The sequence below is a fragment of the Specibacter sp. BI4 genome, assembly GCF_056680095.1.
The window spans coordinates 2738972-2756914 of record NZ_CM155265.1 but is presented as its reverse complement, the minus strand read 5'-3'; the positions used below and the strand labels follow the sequence as shown (position 1 = coordinate 2756914).

Below are 17943 nucleotides of genomic sequence, written 5' to 3'. Positions count from 1 at the left end.
TGGGGGAATCCATGAACATTAAAGTCACTTCCTTGTCATCAACTGCTTCACGCGGAAGGTCACGTGCGGCCAGCCGGCCGTCCGTGTTCCTGTCGATCGGCGCAGCAGCCATCCTGGCCCTTTCCGCCTGCAGCGGCCCCGCATCGACCGCCGGCGGAAGCCAGCCCGAACAAAGTTCAGCCGCAGATGACGCCGAGCAGAAGCCGGCAGGCGCCAAGCAATACACCGAGCCCGAACTGACAGCCATGCTCGCCGGGCTCAAGGACGCCAACGGTGTCGCGTTGACCCCGCTCCCGGCCGCAGAGCTTGCCAAGGGCCAGGAATTGCAGAAGACAACCTTGGACAAGATCGTCATCACCCCCGAAGAGTGCCGCGCATTCGCCAATTCAAGTGCGGAACTGCCCGACGGCAGTGTCTACGTTGGCGGCTTGTGGACCGGAGACGCTGCCACCGGCTCGGGAACAGCAGTGACGCTCCTGTCTGCCAAGCCGGAGCTGCTGTCGGAGACGCTGGACCGCGCCTCAGGCCAGGACAGCGCCTGCTCCACGTTCAGCATGGAAATTGCGGGCCAGAAGATCGACACTTCCTTGAAGGAAATCCCGGTGGATACCGCCGCCGAGTCGGAAACTGCCAGGATGATCACCCAGAACATGCCCGGTGGCCAGGTTTCCAATACAGTCTCGGTGGTAGCCCTGAACGGCGGGCTCCTCGTCTCGGTTGTCAAGCTTGGCACCGATACCGAGGAAGCGTCAGCCGCCGAATTGGCCACGATCGTGGACCAGATTCTGGCTGCTTCCAAAGCCTGATTCCTCCCGCGGCAGCCTCGCCAACGCCGTCACATCCTCACCACGGACCCGCCGGCTGCCGCATTCCCGGCGGGTCCGTGGCAGGATGGGAGCAGGCACAAAATCAAGTGCCCGGTACTTAGCGTAAGAAGGATGCATCATGGCTTCTCAGGAACAGAAAAACGTTTCCCAGCGCACCGAAGAAGAACACGTCGATGAGCTTCCCGAACCTACACCGGCCCCGGATTCGGCAGCCGCCCAGGCTGCCACCACCGGTGTCGATGACCTGCTGGACGAAATCGACGGCGTGCTTGAAGTCAACGCCGAGGAATTCGTCCGCGGCTTCGTCCAAAAGGGCGGACAGTAGGGGCCATGGACGGGAACCAGCCGGGCCACTTTCCAGCGCTGGAAGGTGCTGGCTCCTCGTCGTCGTTCCTTGACCATGTGAGCCGCAGCAACCCGGGCCTGCTGCCGTTCGGCCAAACCCTGCCGGCGGGAACCATGCCGGCAACCCCGCACGGCACCACCATCGTGGCCCTGACCTTCAAGGGCGGGGTGCTCATGGCGGGGGACCGGCGTGCCACCATGGGCTCCATGATCGCCAACCGGCACATTGAAAAAGTGTTCCCGGCAGACCGTTATTCGGTGCTGGGCATTGCCGGGACGGCCGGCATCGCCATTGACATTGTGCGCTTGTTCCAGGTTGAACTTGAGCATTACGAAAAGATCGAAGGCACGCTGCTGAGCCTTGAGGGCAAGGCCAACCGGCTCGGGGCGATGATCCGCGCCAACCTGCCCATGGCCCTGCAGGGCCTCTCCGTGGTGCCGCTGTTTGCCGGCCTCGAGGCGGGGGAAGAAGCGGGCAGGCTGTTCTCCTACGATGTCACCGGCGGCCGCTATGAGGAGCTCGAACACCACAGCGTCGGTTCAGGTTCGGTGTTTGCCCGGGGGGCGCTGAAAAAGTTGTGGCGCCCGGAACTCTCCCTCGACGAGGCAGTCGCCGTGGGCGTTGAGGCACTCATGGACGCCTCCGACGACGACTCCGCCACCGGCGGTCCGGACCTGGTGCGCAGGCTGTGGCCCGTGGTTTACGTCGTGACCAACGACGGCGCCGCGAGGGTTGGCCAGGAAACGTTGGCTGCAGTGGTGGAAGCCATTGTGGCGCTCCGGACCATGGAACGCAGGGAGGCTTAGCATGGCGCAGCAATTTTATGTTTCCCCCGAACAAGTCATGAAGGACCGGGCCGACTTTGCCCGCAAGGGAATCGCCCGCGGCAAGTCGGTTGTTGTGCTCAGCTGCCTTGACGGCATGGCCCTGGTGGCCGAAAACCCGTCGCCGATGCTGCACAAGATCGGTGAGATTTACGACCGCATAGCCTTCGCCGCGGTGGGCAAATACAACGAATTTGAGAGCCTGCGCCAGGCCGGCGTGCGCTACGCCGATGTGCGCGGCTACTCGTACGACAGGGTGGACGTCACGGCCCGCGGCCTGGCCAGCGTGTACGCGCAAAGCCTCGGCACCGTGTTCACCGCCGAGCAAAAGCCGTTCGAGGTCGAACTGGCCGTGGCGGAGGTGGGGGAGCGCCAGGGTGACGACCACATCTTCCGGCTAAACTTTGACGGTTCAATCGCCGATGTATCCGGTTTCCTGGCCATGGGCGGCAAGGCCGAACTGGTGCAGGCCGAACTGGAAAAATTGTGGTCGGCCGGGGCCGGTCTCGGCCAGGCGCTGCGTTGGGCGGTGACAGCCCTGGAGGCTCCACGCCTTGCCGCAGCGGCAGCCGGTTCGGGACCGGCGGCGCCCCTGACTGCGGACACCCTGGAAGTGGCAGTGCTTGACCGCAACGCATCGCGGAAAGGCGGCTCACACCGGGCCTTCAGGCGGCTCACTCCGGCTGACGTTGCCGCACAGCTGGCCCCGAGTTGACCCACAGGCTGCACGCCCAGGCAGGAACAGCACGCCGTAACAAACACAGCAGCTGAGAAGCACCGACCAAGCATGAACAACTGAGGAGACGTACCTGGTGGACCGGCGGATATTTGGCATTGAAACCGAGTTTGGCGTGACGTATTCTGCGCCCGGCTCACGTCCGCTGTCCCCTGAGGAAGTCGCCAGGTATCTGTTTCGCAAGGTCGTGAGTTGGGGGCGCTCCTCCAACGTGTTCCTGCCCAACGGCTCCCGGCTGTACCTGGACGTTGGTTCACACCCGGAATATGCCACGGCCGAATGTGACAGCATCGCCCAGCTCATTGCCCACGACAGGGCGGGCGAAACGATCCTGCACGAACTTGTCCAGGAAGCGCAGTCTCGGCTGGAGCTGGAAGGTTATCCGGGAAAAATTTTCCTGTTCAAAAACAATGTGGATTCGGCCGGGAACTCCTATGGCAGCCATGAGAACTACCTGATCACCCGAAAGGGCGAATTCAACCGGCTCGCCGACATCCTCATCCCCTTCCTCGTCACCCGGCAGCTGCTCGCCGGGGCAGGCAAGGTGCTCCCGGCCCAACAAGGCGGAAAATTTGCTTTCTCCCAGCGTGCCGACCACATCTGGGAGGGCGTCTCCTCGGCGACCACACGCTCACGGCCCATCATCAACACCCGGGACGAGCCGCATGCAGACGCGGAACTGTACCGCCGCCTGCACGTCATCGTGGGCGACTCCAACATGTCTGAAACCACCACCATGCTGAAGGTGGGAAGTGTGGACTTGATCCTGCGCATGGTGGAGGCCGGAACCATCATGAGCGACATGCGCCTGGAGAACCCCATCCGCAGCATTCGCGAGATCTCCCACGACCTCACGGGCAAGCACCCGTTGAAGATGGCCGACGGCCGCACCATGACGGCCATCGACATCCAGCGCCACTACTTGGACAAGGTGAGCGGCTTTGTCCGCTCCCACGGCGCCCACCACGACCTGGTGCCGCGCATCCTGGAGCTGTGGGAACGCACCCTGAATGCGGTTGAATCGGAAAATTATGCCAGCATCGACACTGAAATTGACTGGGCCATCAAGGCCAAGCTGCTGGGCGCTTATGCCGAAAGGCACAATGTGGACTGGGGCTCGCCCGAAGTTGCCCAGCTTGACCTGCGCTACCACGACATCTCGCCCGAACGGGGTTTGTTCAACATGCTGGAACGGCGCGGGGCGGCGGCCAAGCTTGTCACGGCCGAGGACATCGCAACCGCCACGGAGACGGCACCGGCCTCGACCCGCGCGCATCTGCGCGGGCGGTTCGTCATAGCGGCCCGGGACTCCGGCCGCGACTACACCGTTGACTGGGTGCACCTGAAACTCAATGACCGCTCACACCAGACCATCCTGTGCAAGGACCCGTTTAAGAACGACGACGACCGTGTTGACGCGCTGATTGCCTCCCTGCGCAGCGAATATTAACCAGTTGCCCGGCCCCGGGAAAGCTGGGGCATCACTTCACTCTTTTCATAGCGGATCGCAACCCCGCAAGCAGCTTTTGCCCAGCTTCAGCAGTTAGGCTGAATGCGGCCCAAAGCTGACAAGCCATGACTGGGCTCCGCATTCTTGAAAATTTCCGTTCCACCGCTGCGGGGCTGCGACCACAGCCCGTCCAGCCCCGCCCCATTGTTCCCGCCATCGAAAAGAGCCTCTGTGCGCCGACTTCTTGCCCTGCTTCTTCCCCTGCTGCTCCTTGTGACAGCCTGCTCACCGGGATCCTCAGATCCTGCCGCGTCGGACGCCCCCGGCGCGTCCGTCTCCGCTCCGCCGGCCAACGCCGAGGCCCTGGCCTCCGTCAAGGTCGATGACCAGGGCAAGGGCAAGGCCCCCAAGGTCACCTTCGACAAGCCGCTGGCGCTGAAGGACGTAGCCATTCGCCGGGTCGCCGAGGGCACAGGCGCAGAACTGGCTGCAGGCCAGAAGGCCACCATCAGGATCGCCCGGGTGGATGCCACCTCCGGAGCCCAGGACGTGGAGAACTTCTCGGCCGAAGCCGGCGAAATGGTGGTTTTCAATGACGAACTCAAGACCAACAACCCCTTGGTCTACAACGCCTTTGTCGGGGCTAAGATCGGAGCTGTCATTGCCTACGGTGTGCCTGCGACCCCCGCTGTAGCCGCAACCGACACAGCCCCCGCCCAGAAAGCAGTGCCGGCCACCATTGAGATCTACAAGGTCGAATCCGCAGTGGACGTTCCCAAGCCGCTCGCCAAGCCTGAGGGCGAGACGGTGGCGCCGGCGGCAGGCCTGCCCACCGTGAAGGAAGACGACAAGGGCACCCCTGCGATCACCATAGGTGATGCCAAGGCACCCACCGAACTGGTTACGCAGGATTTGATCACCGGCAAGGGCACCGCCGTGAAGGCCACCGACACCATTGTTGCCAACTATGTCGGCGTGAACTTTGAGGGCGGCAAAGTCTTCGACTCCAGCTTCGAGCGCGGCACCCCGGCAACCTTTGGCCTGGGACAGGTCATCAAGGGCTGGACACAGGGCCTGGCAGGCAAGACCGTGGGCTCCAGGGTGCTGCTTGTCATCCCCAAGGACCTGGCTTACGGTGACGGCGGACAGGGCGAGGCCAAGGGCGATCTTGTCTTCGTTGTTGATATCCTTGGTGTCCAGTAAACAAAAACCTTTCAACCACAAGGAGAACCATGTCTTTTGGAACCCGCAACTTTGACCGCAGCAAGCCCGAAATCGATTTCCAGGAGCACGCAGTTCCCACCGAACTCGTTATTGAAGACTTGATCGTGGGCGACGGCACCGAGGTCGTTGCCGGCAACACCGTGTCAACCCACTATGTGGGCGTCGCGTTCTCCACCGGGGAAGAGTTTGACTCCTCCTGGGGCCGCGGCACGCCGCTGGAATTCAAGGCCGGCATCGGCCAGGTCATCCAGGGCTGGGACCAGGGCCTGATCGGCATGAAGGTCGGCGGCCGCCGCCGGTTGGAAATCCCCTCCGAACTGGCCTACGGTTCACGCGGCGCCGCCGGCGCCATTGCCCCCAACGAGGCCTTGATCTTTGTTGTTGACCTCGTGGGCGTGCGCTAAGCACCGCACGTACCCTGCACCACCTTGTTCCGGCCGCCAGGCACACCTTGGCGGCCGGAGCTTTTTAAGTTGCCCCTGAGGCAGTTTGGCGGAGTTCATCTCAATTCCCCGTCACAGTCGCGCACCCGTGGCGGCCAGTTGCCCTACCGCCTAGTACTGTGAGCCATGTGTCCACAAAAATTGATGCCACTGAACGCTTGTTGAACCTTGTGATTGCCTTGCTTGGAACCCGTCGGGGCCACAGCAGGCACTATCTCCGGGACCACGTCAACGGCTATCTGGGAGCCGCAGCCACCGCCGCCGAGGCAGCCCGGATCAACGCATCCTTTGAACGCATGTTTGAGCGGGACAAGAAGACCTTGCTTGACCTTGGCATCCCGATCCGGCAGTCGGAGGAGCAGGGGACCGAAGCGTACGACCAGGTGCTGTACCGCATCAATCCCGACGAGTACCGTGTCCCCGCCATCCGCCTTGATGAATCGGCGATGACGCTGGTCTCCATTGCCGCCGGGCTGTGGGCCGAGGCCACCCTGGGCGCAGCAGCACAGTCGGCGCTGCGCAAGATCGCCACGCGTGCCGGCACCGGCTGGTATGAGGACGACACGACGGCCCAGTCGCGCATCCGCACCGCCGAGCCGTCCTTTGAGCCGCTGTGGACAGCCCTGCGCAGCCACCATCCGGTCAGCTTCAACTACCGCCGGGCCGGCTCGACGGAGAGCACCGTGCGCACCGTCCAACCGTGGGGCCTGGGCAACAAGTACGGTCAGTGGTACCTCGCAGCCTTCGATGTGGACAAGGCCCAGGAACGGAACTTTCGGCTCTCCCGCATCACCTCCGACGTCCAGGTCCACTCGCAGGAAACGTTCGAACGACCCACGGATTTCACCATCTCCACCGTGCTCGCCCGCCTGGGCTCCGGCACCCCGCACACGGCCACCATCGCCGTGCCGGCGGGGGCCGCCAACTGGCTGCGCAGCCGCAGCGGTACAACCCCAGTCACAAATTCCGCCTGGCACAGGGATGGTTGGGACGTCTTGAACGTCACCTACCGGGAGCCCGAGTTGATGGCCGACGACGTTGCCTCCCTGGGTGCCATGGGACAGGTTTTGGATCCTCCCGGGCTTCGCGAAGCCGTTGCCGGGCGGTTGCGCCGCGCCGCGGAGGCTGCCGCAACCGCTCCCGGACCTCTGGATTGGTCCACCACCCTGGCACCGCCCCCGGCCAGGAAAAAGGACTCCCGGGACAGGTTGATCCGGCTCTTGTCGATGGTGCCGTACCTGGTGGCCAATCCGGGCGTGGAGGAGGCCGAGGTCCTGGCCGAATTCGGCATCGGCGCGAAGGAGTGGGCCAAGGACTTGGACACGCTCAACGTCTCAGGCCTGCCCGGCTACTTCCACGGCGACCTCATGGACGTCACGACAGAGGCCGGCCAGGTGTTCATCAGGGATGCCGAAACACTGTCCGGACCACTGCGCCTGACCCAGGAGGAAGCCTGCTCGGTCCTTGTCGGCCTGCAGGCCCTCACGGCGATCCCGGGCACCGAGCAGGCCCAAAACCTGAGCCGGGCCATCGAGTCTGTCGCCGCCGTGGCGGGGGAGGACGCCTGGCTGGGAGACGCCGTCGGACTTCACCTGATCTCCGGCCAGGAGATGGAGACCATTGCTGCGCTGCAGGAGGCCATCGACAACGGCAGGGCCTGCGGCATCACCTACCTGGTCCGTTCCCGGGACGAGCTCAGTGAACGGGTTGTCGAGCCCCGCCGCCTGTTCTCAATGGATTCCGCCTGGTACCTGCGGGCCTGGTGCCGCCGGGCGGGGGAGCTGCGGAGCTTCCGGGTCGACCACATCAAGGATCTTGCCGACGCGGGCGTGCAGGAACACACAACTGCGACTGCCGTGTCGTGGGAGCCAGGCACAGGGATTTATGATCCAGGCAGTGACGACGTCGCTGTCCAGCTGGTCGCCGACACAACCACCGCGCAGCGTTTGGGGCCCGCCTACAACGCCGGGCTCTTTGACCTTGCCGGCACTGACCCTACTGGCACTGGCGCTGCCGGTGGCGCCGTCGGGCTGCGGCTTCTTGTGGGGGAGACGGCAACGTTGGCCCCGCTCATGGCCCGGCTCGGCGGGCACGCCAGGGTGGCCGCCCCGGAGGAGGTTCGCGTGGCTGCGGCTGGCTGGCTGGCAGACGCCGCCGCAAGCTACGACGCTCCAAGCCCTGACGCGGCAGGCAATGCCGCTGTGGACAATGACGCTGTGGGCGAAAACACCCCGGCCCCTCCCAGTCTGGACGGATAGACTTAAAAAATGCCTTGGTGGTCCTGGATTTTGATTTGGCTGGCGCTCGTTGCCCTGGCCCTGCTCTTCGTTGCCTTTTTGGGTTTCAAACTCTGGCGGGGCGCCACGGCAACCGCACGAACCTTCAGCGACGTCTCCGCCGAACGGGCCGCCTACTGGGACGCCAGACTTGAAAAGGCCACTGTGGAGCACGTCACAAAACCACGCTCAGTTGTTCCCGGCAGCGCCGTTTTTGCAACCCCTGAAAAAATGAAGGATGATTACCTAGCTGCCAAAGATGAACGGCGTTTCGCCCGACTTCAACGGCGCGTCGCCCGCAGGAAAGAACGCGGACAGCTCCAATCCTTGCGCGACATCGAAGCATTACACGACGTAGGATGAACCAAAAGGAAAGGCGTTACCGTGGGAAGACTTTTTGAGAGCCCTTGGGCTATCACCATCATCATCATTGTTGTTCTCTTGCTCTTTGCAGCACCGAAACTCCCGGGCATGGCCCGAAGCCTTGGCCAGTCCATGCGGATCATCAAGTCCGAGGTCAAGGAAATGAAGAACGACGGCAAGGACGAAACCCCTTCCGCCCCGCCGGCAACACCGACGACACCGGCAGCGCCGACGACACCGGCCGCCCCTGAAGCGCCGTTCGAGGGCAAGATCGTCAACAACCCAACACAGGGCAACGCTTCGGGCGAGGGTACCGGAACCGGTACCGGCGCTCAGTCATAGAAACCGAGACGAAACCGGTGGGCGCCACAAAAGGCCGTAAAGCCAACCCAGAAGGACGGATGCCGCTCAAGGCACACCTGATTGAGGCCCGGAACCGGCTGTTCAAGAGTGCGCTGGCGATGATTCCGGGCGTGATCCTTGGTTGGATCCTCTACGAGCCAATGATGTACGCGATAACCCAGCCCCTGCGTGACATCAGTGCAATTCGAGGCATTGATGCGCAGCTGAACTTTGAGGGCGTCACAACGTCCTTCGACCTGAAGATCCAGATCTCGCTGATCCTTGGCCTGATCATTGCCTCACCGGTGTGGATCTACCAGCTGTGGGCGTTCATCACACCAGGGCTGACCAAGAAGGAACGCCGGTACACGCTCTCCTACATGTTTGCGTCTGTACCGTTGTTCCTTGCCGGCATCTTTGCCGGCTGGATCATCTGGCCGAACATTGTCCGTGCCCTGACGTCCTTCACGCCCGAGGGCGGCAGCAACATCATGAAGGCCATCGACTACCTGCAGTTTGCCTTGCAGTTGATGTTGTTCATGGGTGTTGCCTTCCTGGTGCCGGTGGTGCTTTTTGCGCTGAACGCCATCGGCATGGTGCGGGGCAAGACATATTTGAAGGCTTGGCGCTTTACGATTCTTGGTGTCACCATCGTCTCGGCCATGGCTGCCCCGGGATCTGACGTCATGAGCATGTTCTTCCTGGCCGCACCGCTGCTGGTGTTGTACTTCGGCGCCATTGGATTGTGCATTGTCAACGACAAACGCCGTGACCGCCGCGATGCAAAAAAGGCCAAGGAATCGGACGTCACAGCGGATGTGGCAACACCGTCGAAGGATCTGGAGATCCTTTGATCTTTCCGGCATCCGGGCTGGTGCCGGCTTGGGCTGAGACAGGCTCCGGCTGACGTAGGCTTGAACCATGCCGAACTCCGATATGCCAAGTCCTTCCGAACGCTACCTGGCAGCCAAACAGCGGTCCGAGGATCAGGGAACCGATTTTGGTGACTTCAAGGCCGGCCTGAATTTCGAGTTGGATGATTTTCAAGACACCGCGTGCAGGGCCGTACTGGCCGGCCGCGGTGTTTTGGTTGCCGCCCCCACCGGTGCCGGCAAGACAATCGTTGGCGAATTTGCCGTTCATCTGGCACTGGCCCGGGGTCACAAGGCGTTTTACACGACGCCCATCAAGGCCCTGAGCAACCAAAAGTTCCAGGAATTGGCCGCCAAGTACGGGGCGGCCAATGTCGGCCTGCTGACAGGTGACACTAGCTTTAACTCCGAGGCCCCGGTCGTTGTCATGACCACCGAGGTGCTGCGCAACATGCTGTACGCCGACTCGGACACACTCACCGGCCTGTCGTATGTGGTCATGGATGAGGTCCACTACCTGGCCGACCGCTTCCGCGGCGCAGTCTGGGAAGAGGTAATCATCCACCTGCCCAGCGAGGTTTCCGTCATCTCCCTCAGCGCCACAGTATCCAACGCCGAGGAGTTTGGCGCCTGGCTGGGCACTGTCAGGGGGGATACGGCCGTCGTCGTTTCCGAACACCGTCCAGTACCGCTGTGGCAGCACGTCATGGTCCGGCGCGACCTGGTTGACTTGTTTGCCGAAAACGTCCCGTTTGACGAGATCCCAGCGCCGTCACTCGACGGCGCCAAGGCGGCTTCCAACAATGGCGGCGCGGCAGGTTCCAAAACACCCAAGATCAACCCCGAGCTGTTGAAGCTGGCGCGCAGCGAATCCGTCAGCACCGGCCGCGGCAACAGCCACGGCCGCCGCGGATCCGGTGGTTCCCGCGGACGCGGCCACCAGAACAATCCCTACCAGGAGCGCGGAGCCCAGCGCAGCGGCTATCAGGGGGGCGGCTTCCAAAGCGGAGGACAGGGCGGCAGTGCGGGCTGGGCCAAGGCGGCCTCCCGCCCCCAGGTGATCCGCGCCCTTGAAAGCCAGGACCTGCTGCCGGCGATCACGTTCATCTTTTCCCGCGCAGCGTGCGACGCCGCCGTGCAGCAGTGCGCTGCCGCGGGACTGTGGCTGACAACGCCGGAGGAACAGGCTGAAATTGCCCGCCGAGTGGACACCGCCTGCGCCGAGCTGCCCGACGCCGACAAGGACATCCTTGGCTTTTGGGGCTGGCGCGACGGCCTGCTGCGCGGACTGGCCGCCCACCATGCCGGCATGCTGCCAAGCTTCAAGGAAGTTGTCGAGGACCTGTTCGTCAACGGGCTCGTCCGTGCCGTCTTCGCCACGGAGACGCTGGCCCTGGGCATCAACATGCCTGCCCGCACAGTGGTCCTGGAAAAGCTGGAGAAATACAACGGCGAAGCCCATGTTGGCATCACAGCGGGGGAATATACCCAGCTGACAGGCCGTGCAGGCCGGCGCGGCATCGACGTCGAGGGCCACGCAGTCGTCCTGTGGCAGCCGGGCACCGACCCCGCCGCCGTCGGCGGGCTGGCCTCCAAGCGCACCTATCCGCTGAACTCAAGTTTCCGCCCCACCTACAACATGAGCATCAACCTAGTGGCCCAGTTCGGCCGTGCCCGCACCCGCGACATCCTGGAATCCTCCTTTGCCCAGTTCCAGGCCGACCGTTCAGTGGTTGACCTGGCCCGGCAGGTCCGCTCCCGGGAAGAATCCCTGGCCGGCTACGAAAAGTCCATGAGCTGCCACCTCGGCGACTTCAACGAATACGCAAAGCTGCGCCGCGAAATCTCCGACCACGAGTCGGGTGCCTCAAAATCCAAGGCAAAGCAGCGCCGCGACGCTGTCGTGGCCTCGGTCGCGAATCTGCGTGCCGGCGACGTGATCATGGTGCCGGGCGGGCGCAACGCCGGTTACGCCGTCGTACTTGATGCAGATGCCAACGCCCGCAGCCCCCGCCCCGGAGTCCTCGGGATGGACAAGGAGTACCGCCGGTTGAGCCTGCATGACCTGACAGGTCCGGTGGAGGCCCTGGCCCAGGTGCGCGTGGCCAAGGGATTCAATCCGAAGGTGCCCAAGGACAAGCGGAACCTGCTGGCGTCGGTCGAGGCCCGGCTTGCCGACGATCCCGGGCAGCGCCCGCACCGTTCGGCGGCGTTCAAGCACCGCGACGAGGGCCTGCTTCCCTCCGAGGATGAGGCGCTCGCCACGCTGCGCAGGAATCTGCGCGCCCACCCCTGCCATGGCTGCAGCGACAGGGAGGACCATGCGAGGTGGTCCGAGCGCTGGTGGAAGTTGCGCAAGGAGACCGATGGCATCGTCAGGGCCATTCAGGCGCGCACGAACACGATTGCACGGACCTTCGACCGGGTGATCGACCTGCTGGCCGGCTACGGTTTTGTGCTCGCGGACGACGCCGGGAACCTGCGTCCCAGCGACGACGGCCAGCGGCTGCGGCGCGTCTATGGCGAGAAGGACCTGTTGATCGCCCTGGCGCTGCGGCAAGGGTCCTTTGGCGACCTGGACGCTGCCGAGCTGGCCGCCTTTGTCACGACCCTGGTGTACCAGTCCAAGCGCGACGCCGAAGGGGCCAGGCCGCGGATGCCCAGTGTCAGCCTGGAACAGGCCGTCGAGGACGTCATCGTGCTGTGGTCCCGCCTGCAGGATGCCGAGGAGTCGCACAGGCTGCCGTTGACAAGTGAACCTGAGCTTGGCCTCGTCTGGCCCATGTACAAGTGGGCCAAGGGCCGAAGCCTGCAGGAATCCCTGCACGGCACCGACCTTGCCGCCGGTGACTTTGTGCGCTGGACCAAGCAGGTCATTGACCTCCTGGGGCAGCTGGCGCAGGTGCCCTCGCTGCCTGGCGACTTTGCCCCCGTCTGCAGGTCCGCCATGGACCTGTTGCGCCGGGGCGTTGTCGCCTACACAGCTGTGGTGGACTGAACACCCCCGCCACACCATTTGCCGGCAGCGCCCCAGCCGGTGATCGACTTGTTGTTGCACATTTTGTTGAAAGGACAGCTTTCCCATGTCATTGACCTTGTATCGTAACGGCTCCGTGTACAGCGCCGCCGACCCCTTTGCCACAGCCATGCTGGTTGACGGGGATGTGGTGGCCTGGGTTGGTTCCGAACACGCCGCCGCGTCGCTGCTGGATTCACGGATGCGTGAGGTTGACCTGCAAGGTGCACTGGTCGCCCCCGGATTCGTCGACTCCCATGTCCACGTCACCGAGACGGGCCTGGCGCTTGAATCGGTGGACCTGGCCGGGGCACGCTCCGCCGTGGAGCTTTTGAACCTGGTCGCCGCCGGGGCCGCCGCATCCACCGGCCTGGTGCTGGGCCATGGCTGGGACAATTCCCGCTGGGCCAACCCGGCACTTCCCGGGGCCGCCGAGCTGGAGCGGGCAGCCGGCGGACGTGAGGCCTACCTGGCCCGCGTCGATGTGCATTCGGGACTGGTGTCACCGGCACTGGCGCAACGGTGTGGCCTGGCCGACCTGCCCGGCTGGGAAGGAGAAGGTCTTGTCAGCGGGGCCGCCCACGCCACGGCAAGGGACGCGGCACGTTCCCTGACGCCTGCACGGCGCCTCCAGGCCCAGCAGCGGGCCCTGCGCCACGCAGCCGCCAACGGCTATGTTGCCCTCGCAGAGATGAGCGCGCCCCATGTGGGCTCCGACGAGGATTTGGCAGCCTTGATGGCCTTGACGGCGGCAGACGGAGCCAACGGTGCTGGCGGAGGGGGCCTTCCGGAAATTCTGCCGTACTGGGGCCAGCTGGTCTCAAGTGTCGACGAGGCACGGAACGTGCTGGCCCGGCTGTCGGGGCTGGGCGTCAACCTGCTGGGCCTGGCCGGGGACATCAACATTGACGGCTCGCTGGGCTCCCACTCTGCCCTGCTGCGCCAGCCCTACAGCGACGCAGACACCAGCGGCAGCGCCCAGCTCACGGTTGAACAGGTGGCCAACCACTTCGCCGCCACGTCCGAGCTGGGCCTGACCGGCGGATTCCACGTCATTGGCGACGGCGCCATGGAGATCGCCGTTGCCGGCCTGGAGCAAGCGGCCCGCCAAGTGGGCATCGATAAAATCCGTGCCGCCGGCCACCGCCTTGAGCACGCCGAAATGGTCGACGAGGCAGCCATGGCTGCCCTTGCCAAGCACGCCGTCGGCGTATCGGTGCAGCCAGCCTTTGACGCGCTCTGGGGCGGCAGCGACGGCATGTACGCCCAACGGCTCGGCGCAGAACGGGCCCTCCAGCTGAACCCCTTGGCACGTTTCTACTCGGCAGGGGTGCCACTGTTCTTTGGCTCGGATGCCCCCGTCACCCCGCTCAACCCCTGGGCCAGTGTGCGCGCAGCGTTAAACCACCACGAACCCAGCTCACGGATCTCAGCCCGGGCGGCCTTCATCGGCCACACGCGCGCCGGCTGGCGGGCCGCCAAATCCGAAAACCCCTTCCACGGACAGTTGGGTCCGGGAGCACCAGCCAGCTTTGCCATCTGGGACGTGGAGGAACTGATGGTGCAGGTCGCCGATGAAAGGGTCCAGTCCTGGTCGACCGACCCGCGGGCGCGGACGCCGCTGCTGCCGGCATTGGACAGTGAAAATGATCCCCGCTGCCTGCAGACGATGCACCTGGGCCGCGAGTTGTATGCCAGCAGCGACTTCCAGGCCGGTGTCCGGAAGGCCTGAATCCGGTTCCTTTCCCACCCAAAACCGGGCGCTCCCGGCAGGTAGTGGCCCCTGCCGATACCTGCCCTGACCTGCAACGATGCGCATCGTTGCAGGTCAGCACCGTGTTGACACTGGGACCACGGCCAATTAGTTTTAGGGGAGCGGAGAACCTCCTTTGGGGGAGGGACCCGGTCGGTGCGGGAAACCGTCATACCGACATTTGGGGGATAAGTTCGCGCGCCACTAGAAAACAGTTTGGCCCCGTGTTGGCATGTTGTGTGCCTGCGCACGGGTCCTCTTTGGTCCGAAGGCGCGTGAACTTATCTTTTCTCCTTTGCCCTCGCATATACTGGACGTTCGGCATTGTCTGCCCCGTCCGCTGTGAGTAAGAGCCACATTCCGGCTCCGGCGGAAGCAGCGCAAGGCCTGCCACCAATTTTCTCCAGTGAAAGGCACCAATTGTTGCGTGTCCTGACAATCATTCCCACGTACAACGAGATTGAGTCGCTGCCCAAGACGCTCACACGGCTGCGCGCAGCCGTGCCGGACTCGGACGTGCTCATCGCTGACGACAACAGCCCCGACGGCACCGGCCAGTGGGCCAGAGAGTTCGCGGCCAATGATCCCCAAGTCCATGTCCTGCACCGCGCCGGCAAGGAAGGCCTGGGCGCTGCGTACCTTGCCGGGTTCACCTGGGGCCTGGAGGCCGGCTATGACGTACTGGTGGAGATGGATGCCGACGGCTCGCACCAGCCCGAACAGCTGCCCCTGCTGCTCGATGCCATCGACCAGGGAGCAGATCTCGTGCTGGGCTCACGCTGGGTTCCGGGCGGCAAGGTCGTCAACTGGCCGCTGCACCGAAAACTGATTTCCACCTGCGGCAGCCTGTACTCGCGGCTCCTGCTGGGCATCCCCATCCGCGACGTGACTGGCGGCTACCGTGCCTTCCGGCGCAGCACCCTGGAAGCACTCGACTTCAACTCCGTGGAATCAGTTGGCTACGGCTTCCAGGTCGACATGCTCTGGCGAGTGTGCCAGCAGGGCCTGAAAGTGGTCGAGGTGCCCATCACCTTTGTGGAGCGCGAGTTTGGCGCATCCAAGATGAGCGGCAACATTGTCCAGGAGGCCATGCTCAACGTCACCAAATGGGGCCTGACAGCACGCTGGAACAAGCTGACCGGCCGCAACAAGTAGATTTTTCCCCGCCCGGACACGGCAACGCCAGCGGCAGCGAACGAGGGGCCCCGCCCCGTCAACATTGACGGGGGAGGGGACAATGTGGCGGGCATGCAAAAAGGTGGGCCGCCCGATTGGGCAGCCCACCTTTTTGGTTTCGCGCTGGTGCCTAGACCTTTTCGCCGCGCTTTTCGCGCAGGATGGTCAGGCGGTCGGCCAGAATGGTCTCCAGCTCGGGCAGGCTGCGCCGTTCAAGGAGCATGTCCCAGTGGGTGCGCACCGGCTTGTCGTTGGACGTGTCCGGGGCTTCGCCGTTCACAAGGAGGGCTTCCTTGCCGGTCTTGGACATCCAGGTTGCCGGGATGTCGGCCTCGGACGAGAACGTGACAAACACCTGCTCGCCATCGGGGCAACGGTATTCCACGCGCTGGCGGGGAGCCGGCTCCACACCGGATTCCGTCTCCATGCTCTGTGCGCCCAGGCGCATGCCACGCAGGCTGCGATCGCTCATGACTTCTCCCTCAAGTTGTTCCCTGCTTCAATGCGTTCATGAAGCACGAGTGTAAGACCCCGGATTTCGGCGGATTCCACCGTCGTCCAAGGCTTTGACGACATTAGTTTCAACGCATCACCGCATGCAATTGTTCCTGCACGGCCGGGATGCGAAAAATGTGGCCGGGCAAAACGCCACGCGGCCAAGCACTCATTATACGTGCTTGGCCGCGTTCACCGTGTTTCTGGTGAAATCCCGGTGTTGCCGGTGCTGCGCCCGTGACGCTGCTTACGCGCCGGGAGCCTTGGTAAGGTCGACGGCGTCGTCGGTGTCAGGGGTGGTGGTCCCCAAAACATTGCCGATGCCCTTGAGCGCCTCGCCAACTTCACTGGGGATGATCCACAGCTTGTTCGACGTGCCCGAAGCGATCTTGGGCAGTGTCTGCAGGTACTGGTACGCCAGCAGCTTCTGCGTGGGATTGCCCTTGTGGATGGCACTGAAGACCTTCTGGATGGCTTGGGATTCACCGTCGGCCCGCAGGATTGCGGCCTTGGCGTCACCTTCAGCCTTCAGGATGGAGGACTGGCGCTCACCTTCAGCTGTCAGAATCGCCGACTGCTTGGTGCCTTCAGCCGTCAGGATGGCCGCACGGCGGTCACGCTCTGCACGCATCTGCTTTTCCATGGAGTCCTGGATCGACAGGGGCGGGTCAATGGCCTTGAGCTCAACACGGCTGACGCGGATGCCCCAGCGGCCGGTGGCCTCGTCGAGGACGCCGCGCAGCTGGCCGTTGATCTGGTCACGCGAGGTCAGCGCCTCTTCAAGGTTCAAGCCACCCACAACGTTACGCAGCGTGGTGGTGGTCAGCTGTTCAACAGCCTGAATGTAGTTCGCGATCTCGTAGGTTGCTGCCCTCGGGTCAGTGACCTGAAAGTAAACAACCGTGTCGATGGAGACCACCAGGTTGTCTTCGGTGATCACCGGCTGCGGGGGGAACGAGACAACCTGCTCGCGCAGATCCAGCAGCGGCAGCAGCCGGTCCACGAAGGGAATCAGCACCGTCAGCCCTGGATTCAGGGTGCGCTGGTACTTGCCAAGACGCTCCACCACACCGGCACGTGCCTGTGGAATGATGCGGACCGATCGAACAAGGACAATCACTACGAATATCAGTAGGACTAATACAACAAACAGCCACACGATTGCGCCGGCTCCGTCTCCCATGAAATCCCCTCTTTTCTGTGTAAGAATTTGTGCATCACCGCCACATGGCGCGCGGGCATGAGCCCGCGGCCCGGCAGTGGCGCTTAAGCTGTGGTGGTTGCTGGCCCTGGCGACTTGTGCGCGAGGGGGTGGCTGACGATCGCGGTGGCACCGTCGATGGCGTCGACCTCAACGGCCGTGCCAACGGGAAGCTCACTGCCTCCTGTGATCCTGGCCGTCCAGATGTCTCCGCCGATCTTCACCAATCCTCCGGCCAGACCCACGGTTTCCAGGACGACAGCCTTGTGGCCAATGAGCCGGTCAATATTGGAGAGCTGGTCGGCAGGGCCGCGGTGCAGATGCGCCAGCGCCAGTGGTCTGATCAGGACGGTGGTGGCCAGTGCTACAACGCAGAAGATCACGATCTGCAGCCAAAGTTCAGCGTGGAACAAGAAGGCCACGAGGGCGGCCAATGCTCCAACAGACATCAAAATGAAGTACAGGTTCAACGTCAGCATCTCAGCGACGGCCAACAGCAGGAAAACTGTCAGCCAGATGATCCAGCCAAAGTCATTAATCCATTCGAGCATTGAGTCCCCCTTAGAGACTTATTTCCGTATCTATGAGCCTACTACGCG

17 protein-coding genes are annotated in these 17943 nt (G+C 63.5%); 14 read left to right on the top strand and 3 right to left on the bottom strand.

Annotation, left to right across the window (positions count from 1 at the left end):
• Nucleotides 1-32: 32 nt before the first annotated feature.
• The 14 genes from AC1L6K_RS12700 (at nt 33) to AC1L6K_RS12635 (ending at nt 15627) form a co-directional block, all read left to right on the top strand.
• The gene (locus AC1L6K_RS12700; RefSeq protein WP_480949229.1) at nt 33-806 is read left to right on the top strand and encodes a hypothetical protein; all 774 of its coding nucleotides are present in this window, start codon (nt 33-35) and stop codon (nt 804-806) included.
• A 139-nt stretch (nt 807-945) separates the two neighbouring features.
• The gene (locus AC1L6K_RS12695; RefSeq protein ID WP_480949228.1) at nt 946-1152 is read left to right on the top strand and encodes a ubiquitin-like protein Pup; all 207 of its coding nucleotides are present in this window, start codon (nt 946-948) and stop codon (nt 1150-1152) included.
• A gap of 5 nt (nt 1153-1157) precedes the next feature.
• Nucleotides 1158-1979, top strand: coding sequence for a proteasome subunit beta (prcB, locus tag AC1L6K_RS12690; protein ID WP_480949227.1), 822 nt, complete (start codon nt 1158-1160; stop codon nt 1977-1979).
• Nucleotide 1980: 1 nt separating this feature from the next.
• A complete protein-coding gene (gene prcA / locus AC1L6K_RS12685; protein WP_480949226.1) occupies nt 1981-2712 on the top strand; it encodes a proteasome subunit alpha in 732 nt (243 codons plus the stop codon).
• 97 nt (nt 2713-2809) lie between these two features.
• Nucleotides 2810-4183, top strand: a complete 1374-nt coding sequence (gene pafA, locus AC1L6K_RS12680; protein ID WP_480949225.1) for a Pup--protein ligase — start codon at nt 2810-2812, stop codon at nt 4181-4183.
• A 231-nt stretch (nt 4184-4414) separates the two neighbouring features.
• Nucleotides 4415-5386, top strand: coding sequence for an FKBP-type peptidyl-prolyl cis-trans isomerase (locus AC1L6K_RS12675; protein WP_480949224.1), 972 nt, complete (start codon nt 4415-4417; stop codon nt 5384-5386).
• 29 nt (nt 5387-5415) lie between these two features.
• Nucleotides 5416-5811, top strand: coding sequence for an FKBP-type peptidyl-prolyl cis-trans isomerase (locus AC1L6K_RS12670; protein ID WP_480949223.1), 396 nt, complete (start codon nt 5416-5418; stop codon nt 5809-5811).
• Nucleotides 5812-5978: 167 nt separating this feature from the next.
• On the top strand, nt 5979-8108 hold the full coding sequence (locus AC1L6K_RS12665; protein WP_480949222.1) for a helix-turn-helix transcriptional regulator: 2130 nt from the start codon (nt 5979-5981) through the stop codon (nt 8106-8108).
• Between the two features lie 9 nt (nt 8109-8117).
• A complete protein-coding gene (locus AC1L6K_RS12660) occupies nt 8118-8489 on the top strand; it encodes a hypothetical protein (RefSeq protein WP_480949221.1) in 372 nt (123 codons plus the stop codon).
• Between the two features lie 21 nt (nt 8490-8510).
• Nucleotides 8511-8831, top strand: a complete 321-nt coding sequence (gene tatA / locus AC1L6K_RS12655) for a Sec-independent protein translocase subunit TatA (protein ID WP_480949220.1) — start codon at nt 8511-8513, stop codon at nt 8829-8831.
• A gap of 59 nt (nt 8832-8890) precedes the next feature.
• Nucleotides 8891-9685: a twin-arginine translocase subunit TatC gene (gene tatC, locus AC1L6K_RS12650; protein WP_480949219.1), complete on the top strand. Its 795-nt coding sequence runs from the start codon at nt 8891-8893 to the stop codon at nt 9683-9685.
• A gap of 67 nt (nt 9686-9752) precedes the next feature.
• The gene (locus tag AC1L6K_RS12645) at nt 9753-12701 is read left to right on the top strand and encodes a DEAD/DEAH box helicase (protein WP_480949218.1); all 2949 of its coding nucleotides are present in this window, start codon (nt 9753-9755) and stop codon (nt 12699-12701) included.
• A gap of 85 nt (nt 12702-12786) precedes the next feature.
• A complete protein-coding gene (locus tag AC1L6K_RS12640; protein ID WP_480949217.1) occupies nt 12787-14451 on the top strand; it encodes an amidohydrolase in 1665 nt (554 codons plus the stop codon).
• A 444-nt stretch (nt 14452-14895) separates the two neighbouring features.
• Nucleotides 14896-15627 (top strand): polyprenol monophosphomannose synthase, encoded by a 732-nt coding sequence (locus AC1L6K_RS12635; RefSeq protein WP_480949216.1) that lies wholly within the window; start codon nt 14896-14898, stop codon nt 15625-15627.
• A 151-nt stretch (nt 15628-15778) separates the two neighbouring features.
• Here the strand turns inward: AC1L6K_RS12635 and AC1L6K_RS12630 are convergent, their stop codons facing one another.
• The 3 genes from AC1L6K_RS12630 to AC1L6K_RS12620 all read right to left on the bottom strand — a co-directional run bounded on the left by AC1L6K_RS12630 (nt 15779) and on the right by AC1L6K_RS12620 (nt 17895).
• Nucleotides 15779-16120, bottom strand: a complete 342-nt coding sequence (locus AC1L6K_RS12630) for an RNA polymerase-binding protein RbpA (RefSeq protein WP_444530114.1) — start codon at nt 16118-16120, stop codon at nt 15779-15781.
• A gap of 270 nt (nt 16121-16390) precedes the next feature.
• Nucleotides 16391-17326 carry an SPFH domain-containing protein gene (locus AC1L6K_RS12625; RefSeq protein WP_480949215.1) on the bottom strand — a complete coding sequence of 312 codons (936 nt, stop codon included), beginning with the start codon at nt 17324-17326 and terminating at the stop codon, nt 16391-16393.
• Nucleotides 17327-17409: 83 nt separating this feature from the next.
• Nucleotides 17410-17895: an NfeD family protein gene (locus AC1L6K_RS12620; protein ID WP_480949214.1), complete on the bottom strand. Its 486-nt coding sequence runs from the start codon at nt 17893-17895 to the stop codon at nt 17410-17412.
• Nucleotides 17896-17943 lie beyond the last annotated feature (48 nt).